The 17015-nt window shown below is 66.2% G+C and carries 14 protein-coding genes; 12 read left to right on the plus strand and 2 right to left on the minus strand.

Features of this window, described 5'->3' with window-relative positions; translation table 11 throughout:
• Window positions 1-172: 172 nt before the first annotated feature.
• On the minus strand, window positions 173-997 hold the full coding sequence (locus tag QO034_RS15565) for an FkbM family methyltransferase (protein WP_284486453.1): 825 nt from the start codon (window positions 995-997) through the stop codon (window positions 173-175).
• A 470-nt stretch (window positions 998-1467) separates the two neighbouring features.
• On the opposite strand from QO034_RS15565, the gene fcl reads away from it, so the two are divergent.
• From fcl to rfbA, 7 genes are all read left to right on the plus strand, one after another.
• Window positions 1468-2442 carry a GDP-L-fucose synthase gene (fcl, locus tag QO034_RS15570; protein WP_284486454.1) on the plus strand — a complete coding sequence of 325 codons (975 nt, stop codon included), beginning with the start codon at window positions 1468-1470 and terminating at the stop codon, window positions 2440-2442.
• A 311-nt stretch (window positions 2443-2753) separates the two neighbouring features.
• Window positions 2754-4175: a mannose-1-phosphate guanylyltransferase/mannose-6-phosphate isomerase gene (locus tag QO034_RS15575; protein ID WP_284486455.1), complete on the plus strand. Its 1422-nt coding sequence runs from the start codon at window positions 2754-2756 to the stop codon at window positions 4173-4175.
• Between the two features lie 341 nt (window positions 4176-4516).
• Window positions 4517-5089, plus strand: a complete 573-nt coding sequence (gene rfbC / locus QO034_RS15580; RefSeq protein ID WP_284486456.1) for a dTDP-4-dehydrorhamnose 3,5-epimerase — start codon at window positions 4517-4519, stop codon at window positions 5087-5089.
• Between the two features lie 4 nt (window positions 5090-5093).
• Window positions 5094-6131 (plus strand): dTDP-glucose 4,6-dehydratase, encoded by a 1038-nt coding sequence (rfbB, locus tag QO034_RS15585; RefSeq protein WP_284486457.1) that lies wholly within the window; start codon window positions 5094-5096, stop codon window positions 6129-6131.
• Between the two features lie 5 nt (window positions 6132-6136).
• Window positions 6137-7192 carry an acyltransferase family protein gene (locus tag QO034_RS15590; RefSeq protein WP_284486458.1) on the plus strand — a complete coding sequence of 352 codons (1056 nt, stop codon included), beginning with the start codon at window positions 6137-6139 and terminating at the stop codon, window positions 7190-7192.
• Entirely contained in the window at window positions 7189-8034 is an 846-nt protein-coding gene (gene rfbD, locus QO034_RS15595) for a dTDP-4-dehydrorhamnose reductase (protein WP_284486459.1), read from the plus strand. The genes QO034_RS15590 and rfbD overlap by 4 nt, the downstream gene beginning before the upstream one ends.
• Before the next feature lie 4 nt (window positions 8035-8038).
• On the plus strand, window positions 8039-8911 hold the full coding sequence (gene rfbA, locus QO034_RS15600; protein ID WP_284486460.1) for a glucose-1-phosphate thymidylyltransferase RfbA: 873 nt from the start codon (window positions 8039-8041) through the stop codon (window positions 8909-8911).
• A gap of 34 nt (window positions 8912-8945) precedes the next feature.
• On the opposite strand, the gene QO034_RS15605 is transcribed toward rfbA, so the two are convergent.
• Complete coding sequence (locus QO034_RS15605) at window positions 8946-10055, minus strand: polysaccharide biosynthesis/export family protein (protein WP_284486461.1); 1110 nt, start codon at window positions 10053-10055, stop codon at window positions 8946-8948.
• Window positions 10056-10161: 106 nt separating this feature from the next.
• Here QO034_RS15605 and QO034_RS15610 point away from each other — a divergent pair, with 106 nt between their 5' ends.
• From QO034_RS15610 to QO034_RS15630, 5 genes are all read left to right on the plus strand, one after another.
• Window positions 10162-11022 carry an NAD-dependent epimerase/dehydratase family protein gene (locus QO034_RS15610; protein WP_284486462.1) on the plus strand — a complete coding sequence of 287 codons (861 nt, stop codon included), beginning with the start codon at window positions 10162-10164 and terminating at the stop codon, window positions 11020-11022.
• Entirely contained in the window at window positions 11019-11636 is a 618-nt protein-coding gene (locus QO034_RS15615; protein WP_284486463.1) for a sugar transferase, read from the plus strand. The genes QO034_RS15610 and QO034_RS15615 overlap by 4 nt, the downstream gene beginning before the upstream one ends.
• 349 nt (window positions 11637-11985) lie before the next feature.
• On the plus strand, window positions 11986-13860 hold the full coding sequence (locus tag QO034_RS15620) for a polysaccharide biosynthesis protein (protein ID WP_284486464.1): 1875 nt from the start codon (window positions 11986-11988) through the stop codon (window positions 13858-13860).
• Between the two features lie 246 nt (window positions 13861-14106).
• A complete protein-coding gene (locus tag QO034_RS15625; RefSeq protein WP_407696776.1) occupies window positions 14107-16242 on the plus strand; it encodes a YjbH domain-containing protein in 2136 nt (711 codons plus the stop codon).
• Window positions 16239-16919, plus strand: a complete 681-nt coding sequence (locus QO034_RS15630) for a YjbF family lipoprotein (RefSeq protein ID WP_284486466.1) — start codon at window positions 16239-16241, stop codon at window positions 16917-16919. Before QO034_RS15625 ends, QO034_RS15630 begins: the two co-directional genes overlap by 4 nt.
• The last annotated feature ends 96 nt before the right edge of the window (window positions 16920-17015 follow it).

The following is a 17015-nucleotide window of genomic DNA, read 5'->3' on the forward strand; positions in this document are numbered from 1 at the left end:
ACCGCGTCCGAAGCGCGCCTGGCAGTGGTGCTGACATGAAACATCCTCCTGAAAAGGATGAATCACAATCGACCCCTCAAGGGAATCCCCAGCGACTCAGGGTTTCCCCGAAATGCTTTAGAGGCGCCCTGCTAGATCTCGTAGATGCAGTCTATCCTGGCGGTCGGAAGGTTCAGTCAAGCCGCGCATGAGTGTCATACCATCCCGGTAGGGCTGCGTTTCGCAATCTTCCAAGCACAATGCCAATCTGGCGGATCAATCGCGGCTGATTGTCACCGAACCAACGATATTCCCGAAAAACCCTACGGTACTCACGTTCCGCTTCCTCTAGCGTCACCCATTTCTCCGATGGTAGATCATCTCCAAATGGCCCCGATACACTGGGTTGGAACTGGTATGAAAGGTCCTCACCATGCCTGGTCCTAGTATTTATGGTGCTAAACCCGTAGCCGGCTTGTTGGACGACTGCAAAACGCCTATACCCCGCCTTTTGCAACAGGCGCAGATCTTCGCAAACGGCGTCATATTCAAGCTTGTCAGATTCGATGGAGAAAAAGCGCGGAGGTGTATCGAGTGCCACGACCGCATGAAGACAGGACCGATCCGCGCCCTCGATATCAACCTTCATATAGTGAGGAACGCCGTGTCTGCGGAATAGCTCCGTAGCCTCAATCGCTGGGACCCGAATCTTCTCGACCTGATCGCTGCCAAACCGCGTGTTTCGCTTCACCCTCTCCTTATCCGTTGTTCCCCATTCCGAGTATTCTGGGTTGATAAAGAAGCTGATTTCGCCTTTCTCTGCTGCATCGGAGATTGCTACCTCCTCCAAAATCAGCTGGCCGGAGGCGATTTCATTGGCAAATCGTGTTTTGCATTGTTGCACGAGGCCAGGTACGGCCTCGACGGCAACAACTCGATAACCTTTGCGCAGATAGAAATCTGTATCGTTCCCAATATGAGCGCCCACATCAAAAATTAGATCGTCATATGTTTGCATGAAAAATCCCCTGGCTAGTCCCTGATCACGAACCCTATTATCATCCGGGCCTCAGATACAGGCAAAGGTGATCACGTCTCATCGCCCAACACTGGCACACAAGAGCGTTGATGGGAATCAACTGTCAGGTGGGAAACACTAGCAAGCCATCCTTTGGCACATCAGCGACACATCCAAACCGGCATAGTGTTCCATAGGTCGTTCTCCTCACGGCATTTATCCATGAGGCCAACATACCGGACCTCGATCGCCCCCGGAGAGCGACCGCCGCAATCACACTATGTCGTTTTTGGCGCGATGCGACTGGTCGCTGAAAGTACTGGAAAATCCTGTGCCGTAAACCCATGGCAAAACCCGGTTTGCTTCTGTCCCGTTTCGGGGCGGGAGTGTCTTGACCGGTCGCGCGAGGCTTCAGCTTGCGGGCAAACTGCTTTATGGGCGGGGGTGGGCATGCAGCCGGGAGACGGGCCATGAAAATCTATATCGCCGGGCATCGGGGGATGGTCGGGGGGGCGATTGCCCGCCGGCTTAAGGCGCGGGCCGCGGCGGGGGAGGACCTGACCCTGATTACCCGGACCAGCGCCGAACTCGACCTGACCGATCAGGCGGCGGTCGCGGATTTCATGCAGGCCGAACGTCCCGACCAGGTGATCCTGGCGGCGGCGCGGGTCGGCGGCATCGTCGCCAACAATACCTATCCGGCCCAGTTCATCTATGAAAACCTGATGATCGAATGCAACGTGATCCATCAGGCCCATGCGGCGGGGGTGCGCAGGCTTCTGCAGCTGGGCAGTTCCTGCATCTACCCCAGGCTGGCCGAACAGCCGATGGCCGAGGACGCCCTGCTGACCGGGGTGCTGGAGCCGACGAACGAACCCTATGCCATCGCCAAGATCGCCGGGATCAAGCTCTGCGAGAGCTACAACCGGCAATACGGCACCGATTACCGCAGCGTGATGCCGACGAACCTCTATGGGCCGGGCGACAATTTCCATCCGGAGAATTCGCATGTTCTGCCCGCCCTGATCCGGCGCTTTCATGCCGCCGTGCGGGACGGGGCGGAAGAGGTGACGATCTGGGGCTCGGGCACGCCGAAGCGCGAGTTCCTGCATGTGGACGACATGGCGGCGGCGAGCCTCTTCGTGATGGACCTGGACGGCGAAACCTATGCCCGTGAAACCCGGCCGATGCTGAGCCATATCAACGTCGGCACGGGGAGTGACGTGACCATCCGCGCGCTGGCCGAAACCGTGGCCCGCGTGACCGGGTTCGCCGGGCGGCTGGTGTTCGATGCGGACAAGCCCGACGGCGCGCCGCGCAAGCTAATGGATGTCAGCCGCCTGGCCCGGCTGGGCTGGCAGGCGACGATCCCGCTGGAACAGGGGATCGCCGAGACCTACGACTGGTTCCTGGCCCAGAACCCGGAAGCTTTGCGGGCACGCTGACCTCTCCGCTTCCGGGGCAGTGTCAGAACCTTGACGAAATCAGATGACGTTTTGCCGGCCTCACTCGGGTAGGGCCCGCGCGCTTCTCTTGGCAGGTCCGCCTCGCCATCCCTGAAAAAGTGGACATGGGCCGAGTGAAACGAGGGTCTGCGTTCCTGTCCCGCGAACCGGGCATTGGTGCGCGATCTGCTCCAGCGGATCGGAGACGAAGCCGCCGGGGCAGGGTCACCGGGTTTCCCCGCTTGCATTGCGCGTCCCGTTCGGGGGATATGCAGGGGACCCTTTCCAAAGGCCGCAGGAGGCTGATCCGCATGATTACCCCCGTTCTGCTCTGTGGCGGTTCCGGCACCCGGTTGTGGCCGCTCAGCCGCAAGAGTTATCCCAAGCAGTTCGCGGCGCTGATCGGGGACAGCACCTTGTTTCAGGCCTCTGCCCGCCGCCTGTCGGGGCCGGAGTTTGCGGCGCCGATGGTGCTGACCAATGCCGATTTCCGCTTCATCGTCACCGAGCAGTTGGCCGAGGTGGGGGTGGATCCGGCGGCGATCCTGATCGAACCCGAGGGGCGCAATACCGCGCCCGCGGTGCTGGCGGCGGCCCTGTGGCTGGAAAAGACCGACCCCGCGGCGCTGATGCTGGTGGCGCCCTCCGATCATGTGGTGCCGGACGGGGCGGCGTTCCGGGAAGCGGTGCGGGCCGGGGTGCCGGCGGCGCGGGACGGGCAGCTCGTCACCTTCGGGATCAAGCCGACCCATGCGGAGACCGGATACGGCTATCTCGAACTGGCCGGGGATCCGGGCGATTTCGCCGCCCGCCCGCTGGATCTGAAGCGGTTTGTCGAGAAACCCGATGCGGGCCGCGCCGAAGAGATGCTGGCGGCGGGCACTTACCTGTGGAACGCCGGCATCTTCCTGTTCTCGGTGCAGGCGATCCTCGCCGCCTTCCGGGATCACGCGCCGGAGCTGGTGGCACCGGTCACGGCGGCGGTCGACGAGGGCAGGCCCGATCTCGGCTTCCTGCGGCTGGCGCCCGGACCCTGGGCGCAAGCCGGCGACATCTCGATCGACTATGCGGTGATGGAGCGGGCCGGGAACCTCTCCGTCGTGCCCTTTGCCGCCGGCTGGTCGGACTTGGGCGGCTGGGACGCGGTCTGGCGCGAAAGCGGGCCGGACGCGCGCGGGGTGGTGGCGACGGGCCATGCCACCGCCATCGACTGCGACGACACCTTGCTGCGCAGCGAGGACGAGGCGCTGGAAGTGGTCGGCATCGGCCTCAGGAACATCATCGCGGTGGCGATGCCCGACGCGGTGCTGGTCGCCGATGCCGCCCGCGCGCAGGACGTGAAACAGGCGGTCGCCGCGCTGAAGGCGAAGGCCGCCAAGCAGGCGGAAAGCTTTCCCAAGGATCACCGCCCCTGGGGCTGGTTCGAGAGCCTGGTGATCGGCCAGCGCTTCCAGGTCAAGCGCATCGTGGTGCATCCCGGCGCGTCCCTGTCCCTGCAAAGCCATCATCACCGCTCGGAACACTGGATCGTGGTGGAAGGCACCGCCAGGGTCACGGTGGATGACGAGGTGAAACTGGTGAGCGAGAACCAATCGGTCTACATCCCGCTCGGCGCGGTGCACCGGATGGAGAATCCCGGCAAGGTGCCGATGGTGCTGATCGAGGTGCAGACCGGGTCCTATCTGGGCGAGGACGACATCATCCGCTACGAGGATGTCTATTCCCGCGATTAGGGCCTGTTTCCCGGATGCCCGCTCATCCCCGGAGTATTTCCGGCAAGAGGAGGTAGGCGTTTGTTAACCTTGTCCTGCCAGTCTGGCCCCGCGGTACAGGCGGGAGCGCCGATGACCGTGCAAGGGGAAGACGGATAGGTCTCCTTGGGGGATGCCTCGGGCGTCCCCCTTTTTCCTCTTGCCGGAAATACTCCGGGGGAGCCATGCGGACGCATGGCGGGGGCAGAGCCCCCGGACAGGCTGTGGTCCGGGCCGGACGGCAGCGCCGGTGCAGAGAGCGAGTGACGCCGGAGCGTGTCATTGCTAAACGGACGGCACGGGTTTGAAAGGGCAGGGCGATCATGCGGATTGAACATACGGTTTTGCCGGGGGTGCTGATCCTGACACCGGCGCGGTTCGGCGATGCGCGCGGGTTCTTTTCGGAAAGCTGGAACCGGCGGGTTCTGGCAGAGCATGGAATCGATCTGGATTTCGTCCAGGACAACCATTCGGTGTCCGAAGCCGTGAACACCGTCCGCGGGCTGCATTTCCAGGCGCCGCCTCATGCCCAGGACAAGCTGGTGCGGTGCGGACAGGGCGCCCTGTTCGACGTGGCGGTGGATATTCGCAGGGGATCGCCCAGCTACGGGCAATGGGTCGGGGTCGATCTGACCGCGGAGAACGGCAGGCAGCTGCTGGTGCCCAGGGGGTTCCTGCATGGCTTTGCCACGCGTGCCCCGATGACGGAGATCATCTACAAATGCACCGACTATTACGCGCCCGAGGCCGATGGTGCGGTGCTTTGGTCGAGCTGTGGCATCGACTGGGGACTGACGGGCGATCCGGTGCTGAGCGGCAAGGATGCCGCCGCGGTGCCGCTGGCCGGGTTCGACAGCCCGTTCGAATGGACCGGCCCGTTTTCTTGGGAAGGATAGCGCAGTGAAAATTCTCGTGACAGGCGGCGCGGGGTTCATCGGGTCCGCGGTGGTGCGGCTGGCCGTGAAACGGGGGCATCAGGTCGTCAACCTGGACGCGCTGACCTATGCGGCCTGTCTCGCCAACGTGGCCGAGGTGGCCGGCAGCCCGGACTATGCCTTCGTGCAGGCCGATATCCGCGACCGCGCCGCGCTCGACCGGGTGTTTGACAGCCATCGCCCGGATGCGGTGATGCACCTGGCCGCGGAAAGCCATGTGGACCGGTCGATCGACGGCCCCGGCACCTTCATCGACACTAACATCACCGGCACCTATACGCTGCTCGAGGCCGCACGCGCCTACTGGCTGGGCCGGGGCAGGCCGGACGCGTTCCGGTTTCATCATATTTCCACCGACGAGGTGTTCGGGTCCCTGGGCGCGACCGGGCAGTTCACCGAGGACACGCCTTACGACCCGCGCAGCCCCTATTCGGCCAGCAAGGCGGCCAGCGATCACCTGGTGCGGGCCTGGCACGAAACCTACGGGCTGCCGGTGGTGCTGACCAATTGTTCCAACAATTACGGCCCCTACCATTTCCCCGAGAAACTGATTCCGGTGGTGATCCTGAACGCGCTGGCCGGGAAGCCGATCCCGGTCTACGGCGCCGGCGAGAACGTGCGCGACTGGCTTTATGTCGAGGACCATGCCGATGCGCTGTTGCTGGTGCTGGAGCAGGGCCGGGTGGGGCGGTCCTACAATATCGGCGGCGAGAACGAGGCCAGGAACATCGACCTGGTGCGGATAATCTGCGCCATCCTCGACGAGAAGCGTCCGGGTGCCGCGCCCTATGCCGGCCAGATCGCCTTTGTCACGGACCGGCCCGGCCACGACGCGCGCTATGCCATCGACCCGGCCCGCATCGCGACGGAACTGGGCTGGCGGCCGAGCGTGACCCTGCAGGAAGGGCTGGAACGGACGGTTCAATGGTATCTCGACAACGAGGACTGGTGGCGCCCCCTGCAAAGACGCGACGGGGTGGGTCAGCGGCTGGGGACGGGCTGAGGCGGATGGGACGTCAGGGCGTGTTCATCGGTGACCGCGCCGCGGGGCGGGACAATCATTTCAACCTGATCCGGATGGTTGCAGCCAGCGGGGTGCTGGTGTCGCATGCCTATCCGATCGCGCTGGGACCCGATGCCGTTCAGCCGCTGCAGATCTGGTTGCAAGGCATCGCCCTGGGTACGGTCTGCGTCTACGTGTTCTTCGCCATCTCGGGCTTCTTCATCGCCAAAAGCTTCGACCGCAGCCCCAGCCTGGGGCGGTTCCTGCGGGCGCGGGTGCTGCGGCTCTATCCGGCGCTGGCGGTGGTGCTTGCACTGACCGTGTTGGTGGCCGGCCTGTTCCTGACCACGGCACCCGCGGCGACGTTCCGGGCGGCGGTGCCGGACTACATGCTGCGCAACCTGTCGCTGTTTCGCCTGCAATACGATCTGCCCGGCGTGTTCGAGACCAACCCCTACGGCCCGCCGATCAACGGCTCGCTCTGGACCCTGATCCACGAGGCGATGTGCTATGCGGGCGTCTTCCTGGCCGGGGTCCTCGGGCTGTTGCGGGCGAAACGGCCCCTGGCGCTGCTGCTGGCCGGTTTCGTGATCCTGCGATATCTGGCGCCGTCCCTGCCCCTGCCGGGAAAACTGCTGGCGTTCCTGGACCTGGCCTTCCCCTTCGCCATCGGCACCGCCTTCTATGTCTGGCGCGACCGGGTGCCGCTGCGGCTGTCCCTGGCGCTCGGTCTCGCCGCGCTGGCCGCGTTGTCCCATCCGACGCCGCTGTTTCACATGGTCTTCGCGCTGGCGCTGACCTATTGGGTATTCCTGATCGGGCTGGCCCGGGCGCCACGCCTGCTGGCCTATAACCGGCTGGGAGATTATTCCTATGGCACCTACATCTATGCCTTTCCGATGCAGCAACTTATGGCGTTCTGGGGCGTGACCCTGCCACTGGCGAACATGGCGCTGGCCTTCCCGGCGACGCTGGCGCTGGCGATGCTGTCCTGGCACCTGATCGAGAAACCGGCCCTGGCGCTGGTCCGCCGTCCGGACCGGCAGGAGCGGCGCACGTGATCCTGGTCTTTGGCGCCACCGGGCAGGTGGCCCGGGAACTGGCCCGGCTCGGGGGCGTGGCCTGCCTGAGCCGCGCTGCGGCGGATCTCACCGATCCGGCGGGCTGCGCGGCGCAGATCCGCGCCCATGCGCCCCGGGCGGTGATCAACGCGGCGGCCTATACGGCGGTGGACCGGGCCGAAACCGAGGAGGCGCTGGCGCATGCGATCAATGCCGATGCGCCCGGCGCGATGGCGGCGGCCTGCGCGGAACGGGGCATTCCGCTTGTTCAGATCTCGACCGATTACGTGTTCGACGGCACCGGCAGCGCGCCGTGGAAACCCGGCGATCCCACCGGCCCGCTCGGGGCCTATGGGCGCAGCAAGCTGGCCGGCGAGCAGGCGGTGGCGGCGGCGGGCGGGGTCCATGCCATCCTGCGCACCTCCTGGGTGGTGTCGGCGCACGGGTCCAATTTCGTCAGGGCCATGCTGCGGCTGGGGGCGGAACGGGACAGGCTGACCGTGGTGGCCGACCAGATCGGCGGGCCGACCCCGGCGCGCGACATCGCGGCGGCCTGCCTGCGGATGGCGGAAACTCTCGTGGCGGAGCCGGACAAGCGCGGCACATATCATTTCTCCGGTGCGCCGGACGTCAGCTGGGCCGATTTCGCGCGCGAGATCATGGCGCAGGCGGGGCTGGCCTGCGCCATTGCCGATATTCCGAGCCGGGAGTATCCGACCCCGGCGGCGCGGCCCGGAAATTCCCGCCTGGACTGTTCCGGCCTGGAAACGGTTTTCGGGATAAGGCGGCCCGACTGGCGCGTCGGGCTGGCGCGGATTTTGAAGGACCTGGAAGAGGGTTGAAATCATGACGACACGCAAGGGCATCATTCTGGCGGGGGGCAGCGGCACCCGGCTCTATCCGATCACCATGGGGGTCTCAAAGCAGCTCCTGCCGATCTATGACAAGCCGATGATCTATTACCCGCTGTCGGTGCTGATGCTGGCGGGCATCCGCGACATCCTGATCATCACCACGCCGCAGGATTCCGAGCAGTTCCGGCGCACCTTGGGGGATGGCGGCCAATGGGGCGTCTCGCTGTCCTACGTGGTCCAGTCGAGCCCCGACGGGCTGGCGCAGGCCTATATCCTGGCCGAGGATTTCCTCGCGGGCAGCCCTTCGGCGATGGTGCTGGGCGACAACATCTTCTTCGGCCACGGCCTGCCCAAGCTGATGGCGCGGGCGGATGAGCAAGTGGCGGGCGGCACGGTGTTCGGCTATCACGTGGCCGATCCGGAACGCTATGGCGTGGTCGCCTTCGACGACGGCGGCGCGGTGCGCGAGATCATCGAGAAACCCCCGGTTCCGCCCAGCAACTACGCGGTGACGGGGCTCTATTTCCTCGACGGCAGCGCACCCGAGCGGGCGCGGGCGGTGGTGCCCTCGGCGCGGGGCGAGCTGGAGATCACCTCTCTGCTGGGCATGTATCTGGCCGATGGGCTGCTTCGGGTCGAAACCATGGGACGGGGCTATGCGTGGCTGGATACCGGCACCCATGGCAGCTTGCTGGATGCCGGGAATTTCGTGCGCACACTGGAGGAACGCCAGGGGTTGCAGACCGGCTGCCCCGAGGAGATCGCCTGGCAACAGGGCTGGATCAGCCGCGAAGAGCTGGCCGCGCGCGCCGAGATGTTCGCCAAGAACGGATACGGAGCCTATCTGGCCGGGTTGCTGGGCTGACGCCCGGCCCGGCGGGGACCATCTGGCGATCGGCCTAGATGGCGCCGGCCCGGCTGAACACGCCGAAGAAGTTGCCGATGATGTTGGATACGGTCAGCGCGTCGTTGATCGGGGATTCGGTGGCCATGATCAGGTCGTCCGGGTTGATCTGGAACCTGCGGGCGGAAAACAGCCCGTCCGCGGTGGTCAGGTCGACGCTGAACACGACGCGGGTCTGTTGCGGGCCGCGCACGCCGGCGCGGGTGGCCGAGGCCGGGTATTCGCGCAGGATCAGCAGACCCTTGGGGTCGGCCTTGGCATCCTGGATGCCGCCCATGATCGATACCGCGTCCATCGCCGACATCTCGTCCTTGGTGAAGATGTGCAGGTCTTCGCGCCCGGCCGCGCCGAAGGACAGGAAATAGCGTTCGTCCTCCTCCAGGAACACCCGGTCGCCGCCCCTGAGCAGCGTATCCAGCTGCGGATTGTTCAGCAGCTTGTCCACCGAGGTGCCATAGATCCGCCCGTCGCGCATCAGCCGGATCTGCGGATTGTTCAGGTTGGCGCTGATGCCGCCCCCTGCCGAGATGAGCCCCAGCACCGAATAGTTGCGGTCGGGCATCGGGTAGGTGCCGGGCTGCAGCACGCCGCTGACCAGGTCGACGGAATTGTTGCGCCCCTCGGTCATCGCCAGCTGGACCTGGGCCGAGGGCACGATCATCTCGAACGCGGTCTGCACCTCTTCGCGGGCGAGGTCCGGAGTCAGGCCGATGACGCTGACATTGCCGACATAGGGCAGGAAGATGTCGCCGTTGGACGCCACCTTCATGTCGGCCAGTTCGATGTCCTTCTGTTCGGCCGTGGTCAGCAACGAGTTGTCGGAGCTGTCCCAGATCCGGATGTTCAGGCTGTCGCCGGGCTGGATGATCGAGTTGCGCGCGCCGGTGGAGGCGGAAATCCAGCTCAGCCGTTCCTGTTTGCCGGTGGCGGGCCATTGCGCCACGGTCGGCAGGAAGGCGCGGGAGACGGAATAGAGCGCGAAATCGGAGGTGCCTTCGGTCACTTCCTTCAGGACTTCTTCGCTGGCGGGCGCGCCGCCGGGCAGACGGCCGCAACCGGCGGCGGCCAGAATCAGCCCCATCATCACGAAGGTCTTGAAAAACATGCCTATGCGGTCCTGACTTTTCCGATTGTGCGCTGAACACCCTTGGCCGGTCTTCGGTCGGCACGATACTGTTACAGCCAAACCGGTCAACAGGGCGAGGGGGCGGATGCACTTTCCACGGATCTTGGTTCTGGGTGCAACAGGTCGCATCGGCGGGATCCTGCGCAAATGCTGGCCTGCCGGACCGGTCTGGCAATGCCGGGGAAAGGCGCCGGCGGGTGCGGACGACTGGCGGGTGCTCGATCCGCTGGCCGACCCGGAAGGACTGGCGCGGGCGGCGTCCGGCTGCGCGGTGGTGCTGTGCCTGGCCGGCGGCGTGCCGGGGCGTGGCGATGTGAGCGCCTCGGCGCCGCTGGCCTGCGCCGCGGTGCGCGCGGGCGCGGCGGCGGGCGCGCGGGTGCTGCTGGCCTCCTCGGCGGCGGTCTACGGTGCGCAGGGTGGCGTTCTGGAGGAGGATGCGCCCCTGCGGCCGGTGTCGGAATATGGCCGCGCCAAGCTCCGGATGGAGGAACAGGGTGCAGCGCTGGGAGAAAACCTGGGTGTGCCGGTCACATCGCTGCGCATCGGCAACGTGGCGGGATCCGATGCCGTCCTGGGGGGCTGGCGGCCGGGGTTCGCGCTCGACCGGTTCGCCGACGGGCGGACCCCGCGGCGCAGCTATATCGGTCCGGTCACGCTGGCGCGGGTGCTGGGCGATCTGCTCGCCGCGCCGCGGCTGCCGGGGGTGCTGAATGTCGCAGCACCCGGCGTGGTGGCGATGGGCGATCTGCTGGATGCCGCCGATCTGGGCTGGACGCCGCGCCCCGCGCCGGATAGCGCGATCCCCGAGGTCCGCCTGTCCACCGCGGCGCTGGAACGGTTCACATCCTTTGCGCTGGTCGACGGCACGGCGGCGGGGATGGTGGCGGAATGGCGCGGAACAGGCTCTGATACGGGAAAAACCGGGGGGCGAACGGGGCAAGAATGACCTGGCGCAAGCGTGTGTTCGATCTGTTCTTCGTCAGCCTGCTGCTGGTGATCCTGGCGCCGGTGCTGGCGGGGCTTCTGCTCTGGCTGCTCTGGAAGGAAGGCCGGCCGCTGTTCTACGTGGCCGAGCGGATGAAGGGGGTGGATCAGCCGTTCCGGCTGTGGAAGCTGCGCACCATGACGGTGGTGGACGAGGACAGCGGCGTGTCGGGCGGGGACAAGGCGGCGCGGATCACCCCCGCCGGGGCCTGGCTGCGGCGGCGGCGGCTGGACGAATTTCCGCAGCTCTGGAACATCCTGAAGGGCGATCTGAGCTTTGTCGGCCCGCGCCCGCCGCTGCGCCAGTATGTGGAAGCCTATCCGGAGATCTATGCCGAGGTGCTGAAATCGCGCCCCGGCGTGACCGGGCTGGCCAGCATCACCTACCACAAGCACGAGGATGCGCTTCTGGCCCGCTGCGCCACGTCCGAGGAGACCGATGCCGTCTATGGCCGCATCTGCGTGCCGGCCAAGGCGCGGCTGGACCTGATCTATCAGCGCAACCAGTCGATGTGCTACGATTTCGACCTGGTGTTCCAGACGATCGGCAACCTGTTCACGAGGCGCGCGCCTTAGCCGGCCGGTTCCGGGGGCTCTGCCCCCGCCGCCCTCCGGGCGACTCCCCCGGAGTATTTGGTAAAGGTGAAATACGTTGGCTCCGCAAGATATCTTCATCTTTGTAAAAATACTCCGGGGTTTGGGGCGGAGCCCCAAGACGTGCGCAGCGGGCGCTCCAAGGCGCGGCGGTTGACGGGCTTTCGCCAAAGTCGTTTTGCATTGCAGCATAAGTGTCGTAATATGCCGGAGTCCGTTTTTGGGCGGCAGGGTAAACCGCATTTCCCGGATCGGCCGCGGAATCCGGGATGGCGGCAGGCGCAGGTCATGCGCTGCGAGAGATAACGAACGTCGTGGGGACAGCGACACCATGTTGAATTTCATCAGTGCCCTGACGCGCAAACAGAAGGCCTATGTCTTCCTTGCGATCGACCTCGCGCTGATTCCGCTGGCCCTGCTGTTCACCTACACGGTGCAGGCGCTGCCGACCGCGGCGGTCGAAACCCTGCTGCAGACGCTGCCGATCCTGCCCTATCTGCTGGCGGCCGCGGCGGCGCTGTCGCTCTGGCTGGGCCTGCCCTATATCCAGCTCAAGGCCTATGAAGGCCATGCGGTGCGGTTGACGGCCATTCTGGCGGTCGGGCTGGCGGGCGCCGCGGCGCTGCTGTCGGTCCTTGCCGGCCTGTCTCAGCCGCCGGGCACGCATGTGATCTTCGGAATCAGCTATTTCATGGCGGTGGTGATCACCCGCGTGCTGCTCTACCAGGTGGTGAACGCGATCTACCGGCGGGCGCAGCCGCGCTGCCGGGTGCTGATCTATGGCGCGGGCACCACCGGCACGCAGTTGGCGTCGGCCCTGCGCGCGCATGAAGGTATCGATCCGGTGGCCTTTGTCGATGACAACACATCCCTGCAGGGCATGACGCTGGTCGGTCTGCCGGTGTTTCCCCCGGCGCGTATCCGCGAACTGGTGACGCAGCGCCAGATCAACCGGGTGCTGCTGGCGATGCCGTCGCTGTCCCAGCCGAAACAGGCGCAGATCGCGCGGCGGCTGCAGAAGATGGGGCTGGAGGTGCAGGCGCTGCCGTCTTTCGCGCAGCTGATCGGCGAAGAGGCGCTGATCGACAAGCTGACCCCGGTGGCGCCGCAGAATTTCCTGGGGCGCAAGTCTCGCGCCGAGGGGCTGGGCGGGGCCTGCGACAGCTATGCGGGGCGCTGTGTGCTGGTGTCGGGCGCGGGCGGCTCGATCGGCTCGGAACTCTGCCGCCAGGTGCTGGCCTGCCAGCCGTCCCGCGTGGTGCTCTATGAGCTGAGCGAACTGGCGCTGTACACGGTGCACCAGGAACTGCTGCAACTGACCGAGGGCACCGGCATCGACCTGGTGCCGGTGCTGGGGTCCGTCACCGACGCGCGCCAGGTCCGCAAGGTGCTCGCCGCGCAGGGGGTGCAGGTGGTGCTGCATGCCGCCGCCTACAAGCATGTTCCGCTGGTCGAGGCGAACCCGCTGGCGGGGCTGGCCAACAACGTCTTCGGCACCCAGACCCTGGCGCGGGAGGCCGCCGAGACCGGGGTGGAGCGGTTCATCCTGATCTCGTCGGACAAGGCGGTGCGCCCGACCAACGTGATGGGCGCCTCCAAGCGGCTGGCCGAACTGGTGGTGCAGGACCTGGCGACGCGCCATGCGGGCACGGTGTTCACCATGGTGCGTTTTGGCAACGTGCTGGGGTCTTCCGGGTCGGTGGTGCCGCTGTTCCAGGAGCAGATCAGCCGCGGAGGGCCGGTGACGGTGACGGATGCGCGGGTGAAGCGGTTCTTCATGACCATCCGCGAGGCGGTGCAGCTGGTTCTGAAGGCCGGGTCCGAGGCGAAAGGCGGCGAGGTCTTCGTCCTCGACATGGGCGCGCCGGTGGAGATCATGAAGCTGGCGCGCCAGGTGATCGAAAGCGCGGGTTACACGGTGCGCGACGCCGACACCCCCGACGGCGACATCGAGATCGAGATCATCGGGCTGCGGCCCGGCGAGAAGATCGAAGAGGAGCTGACCCTGAATTCCGAACTGATCGGCACGCGCTATCCCAAGATCTTCTGCGCGCGGGAAGGCGCGCTGAGCGAGATCGAGGTTGCCGCCGTGATCCGGGGGCTGCGGCAGGCGCTGGTCGATGGCGACGACGATGCCGCGCGCGCCGTCATCACCCGCTGGGTCGAAGGCTATCATGCCGGCGAGGCGGGGCGGAAAAGCTCCTGACACGGGCTTGGCGGAGATCCGGCGGGGCATTGTCACCGCAAAGCCGCGTTTCCGCCCAAACCACGGGGGCGTGATTGCGGCCCGGCGGAGCTTCGTGGTCTAAGAGGGCGCAGAGTCGTCCGGCAGAGCAGGCAAAGGCAATCCATCTTGCACCCCCGCGTGTTTCTTCAGATTCGGAAGCAGTCCGTCCGGTTCGGCGCGCTCCGCGCCGGGTTGGCCGGGGCGATTCTGGGCGGCGGGCTGCTGGTGGGCGCGGGCCTGGCGCAGACCGGCGGAGAAACCGCGCCGGCGGTGCCGGTCGAACCGACCCTGACGCCGCTGCCCCCGCCCAGCCTGAACTTCTATGGCAACGCCGGTCTCATGGACATGCCCTCGGCCGAGATGCTGCCGGACGGGCAGTTCAGCACCGGGATAGCCTATTTCGGCGGCCAGACCCGCTATAACCTGACGTTCCAGGCGGTGCCGTGGATGTCGGCGACCTTTCGCTACAACGCGATCCAGGATTGGAACCTGGGGGGGTTCTCGACCTATTACGACCGCAGCTTCGACGTGCGTTTCCGGCTCTTTCGGGAACGGCGCTATTTTCCCGAGGTGACGCTGGGCCTGCAGGATTTCGTCGGCACCGGGGTCTATGCCGGGGAATATATCGTCGCCACCAAGACCTTCGCCACGCCCGGATGGGGCGCGCGGGCCGGGCAGGGCGGCACGCTGAAGCTGACCGGCGGGCTTGGCTGGGGGCGGCTGGGGTCCCATGGCGGCAGCGGCGGGGGCGGTGACCGCCCGTCGTTCAATCCCGGCGATACCGGCGGCGAGGTCTCTTATGACCAATGGTTCCGGGGACCTTTCGCGCCCTTTGCCGGGATCGAATGGCGGCCCAACGACAGGCTGGGGCTGAAACTGGAATATTCCTCGGACGACTATGTCACCGAGACGCAGATCACATCGGTCTTCGAGAAGAGATCGCCGTTCAACTTCGGGGTCGAATACCAGGCGAGCGAACGCACCCGGATCGGCGCCTACTACATGTATGGCAGCGAACTGGGGGTGAACCTTCAGGTCCAGCTGAACCCGAAACAGCCGCCGACGCTGATGCGGGTGCCCGCGCCCGCGCCGGTGGCAAAGCGCCCGTCCCGCAGCGCCAACCCCGAAGCCTGGAGCACCGCCTGGACCCAGGGCCGGAGCGCGCCGCTGCAACTGCGTGACGTGCTCGACCCGATCCTGCGCGCCGACGGCCTGGTGCTGGAAAGCCTGACGGTCGGCGCGGACGCGGCCGAACTGCGCTTCCGCAACCTGCAATACATGTCCTACGCCAATGCGGTGGGCCGGGCGGCGCGGGCGATGGCGCGGGCGATGCCGGCCTCGGTCGAAACCTTCCGGCTGGTGCCGCTGTCGGGCGGCATGGCGCTGTCCGCGACCACGATCCGCCGGTCCGATCTGGAAGCGCTGGAATTCGACGGCGACGCAACGGATGCGCTGCTGGCGGTGACGGCGTTTTCGGATGCGCCGCCGCAGGCCGCCGCGGCGGTGCCCGCGGGCGATCTCTATCCGAATTTCAGCTGGGCGCTGACGCCCTATTTCAGCCCGTCCTATTTCGACCCGGACCGGCCGTTCCGGATCGATGTCGGGGCGGCGCTGCGCGGCACCTGGCAGCCGGCGCCGGGCTGGACCATTTCGGGCAATATCCGCCAGCGCATCGCCGGCAACGTCAAGGACGGGCGCGAATCGAATTCGGTGTTGCCGCATGTGCGCACCGACCAAGTGGAATACGCGCAATATGACACCACGCTGAACAACCTGTTCGTCGCGAAACAGTGGCGGCCGGGCCGGGATCTTTATGCCCGCGCCACCGCCGGCTATCTGGAAACCATGTATGGCGGGCTGTCGGGCGAGCTGTTGTGGAAACCGGTTTCCAGCCCGCTGGCGCTGGGGGTCGAGGCGAATTACGTGAAAAAGCGCGATTTCGACCAGCTGTTCGGGTTTCAGGATTACGACGTCTTCACCGGCCACGCCACGGCCTATTACGAATTCGGCGGCGGCTTTCTCGGACAGCTGGCCGTCGGGCGATACCTGGCCGGCGATGTCGGGGCCACGATCAGCCTTGACCGGTTCTTCGAGAACGGCTGGTCGGTCGGGGCCTTCGCGACCAAGACCGACGTGTCGTCAGAGGATTTCGGCGAAGGGTCGTTCGACAAGGGTATCCGGTTCCGGATCCCGGTCGGCTGGTTCCTCGGCAAGCCGAGCCGCCAGGCCTTCGGCACCACGATCCGTCCGATCCAGCGTGACGGCGGCCAGATGGTCCATGTGCCGGGCCGGCTGTACGGCCAGGTGCGCGAGGCGCATCGCAATGCGCTGACCGATCAATGGGCGAGGGTCTGGGAATGATCGGCAAATCGCGCCTGGCTTCCGGGATCGCGCTGCTGGCGCTGCTGACCGCCTGCAGCGGTGGCGTCGATGCCCCGGCCCTGCAATTGCAGGTGATCGACGCGGCGCGGGAAGCGATCAGCGCGCGCACCGCGCCCAAACCCGAACGCCCGCCGCTGACCCGCGCCGTGCTGGACACGCTGGAGGGCGCGTTTCTCGAAGTCACGCGGGAGCGCGAGGACCTGAGCGCGTTTCTGTATGTCAGCGGGCAGACCCGCGACGCCGCGCCCGGCGCGATCACGATCTGGCGCACCGAGACCAACGAAACCCTGGCCCTGCGCGGCGGGGTGCTGATCGCCACCCGCGCGCTGGGGGGCGACCTGCTGTCCACCGAGCTTCGGCTCGCCCCCGGCGGGCTGGGCCCGGCCTCCGGCGCGCGGGTGCTGCATGTGCGGAACGCCGACAACCGGCAGGCGGTGCTGCCGCTGGCCTGCGAGGTCAGCGACCTGGGTTCCGAAACCATCGAGATCATCGGCGCCCGCCATGCCACCCGGCATCTGCGTGAGACCTGCGAAGGGGCGGGCGGCACGGTGGTGAACGACTACTGGGTCGATGCGGGTCAGGGTCTGATCTGGCAGTCGCGGCAGTGGGCCGGGCCGCATATCGGGTATTTGCGCCTGCGCCAGATCACGAATTAGGCGGTTTGCGCCGGATTTCCCGGATCCGGCCGAAAAAACAGCTACAATCCGCCCGAGCCCCGCCGCCGTCATTGAAAAGCCGTTCGGAATGCGATA

Source organism: Sedimentitalea xiamensis, from assembly GCF_030164465.1.
Lineage (GTDB): Bacteria > Pseudomonadota > Alphaproteobacteria > Rhodobacterales > Rhodobacteraceae > Sedimentitalea > Sedimentitalea xiamensis.

Bases quoted from the DNA above. Each gene is read 5' to 3' on its own strand.
- rfbC (WP_284486456.1), top strand. From the start codon at position 4,517: ATGCGGATTGAACATACGGTTTTGCCGGGGGTGCTGATCCTGACACCG.
- QO034_RS15575 (WP_284486455.1), top strand. From the start codon at position 2,754: ATGATTACCCCCGTTCTGCTCTGTGGCGGTTCCGGCACCCGGTTGTGG.
- fcl (WP_284486454.1), top strand. From the start codon at position 1,468: ATGAAAATCTATATCGCCGGGCATCGGGGGATGGTCGGGGGGGCGATT.
- rfbA (WP_284486460.1), top strand. From the start codon at position 8,039: ATGACGACACGCAAGGGCATCATTCTGGCGGGGGGCAGCGGCACCCGG.
- QO034_RS15620 (WP_284486464.1), top strand. From the start codon at position 11,986: ATGTTGAATTTCATCAGTGCCCTGACGCGCAAACAGAAGGCCTATGTC.
- QO034_RS15605 (WP_284486461.1), bottom strand. From the start codon at position 10,055: ATGTTTTTCAAGACCTTCGTGATGATGGGGCTGATTCTGGCCGCCGCC.
- QO034_RS15565 (WP_284486453.1), bottom strand. From the start codon at position 997: ATGCAAACATATGACGATCTAATTTTTGATGTGGGCGCTCATATTGGG.
- QO034_RS15610 (WP_284486462.1), top strand. From the start codon at position 10,162: ATGCACTTTCCACGGATCTTGGTTCTGGGTGCAACAGGTCGCATCGGC.
- QO034_RS15630 (WP_284486466.1), top strand. From the start codon at position 16,239: ATGATCGGCAAATCGCGCCTGGCTTCCGGGATCGCGCTGCTGGCGCTG.
- QO034_RS15615 (WP_284486463.1), top strand. From the start codon at position 11,019: ATGACCTGGCGCAAGCGTGTGTTCGATCTGTTCTTCGTCAGCCTGCTG.
- QO034_RS15590 (WP_284486458.1), top strand. From the start codon at position 6,137: ATGGGACGTCAGGGCGTGTTCATCGGTGACCGCGCCGCGGGGCGGGAC.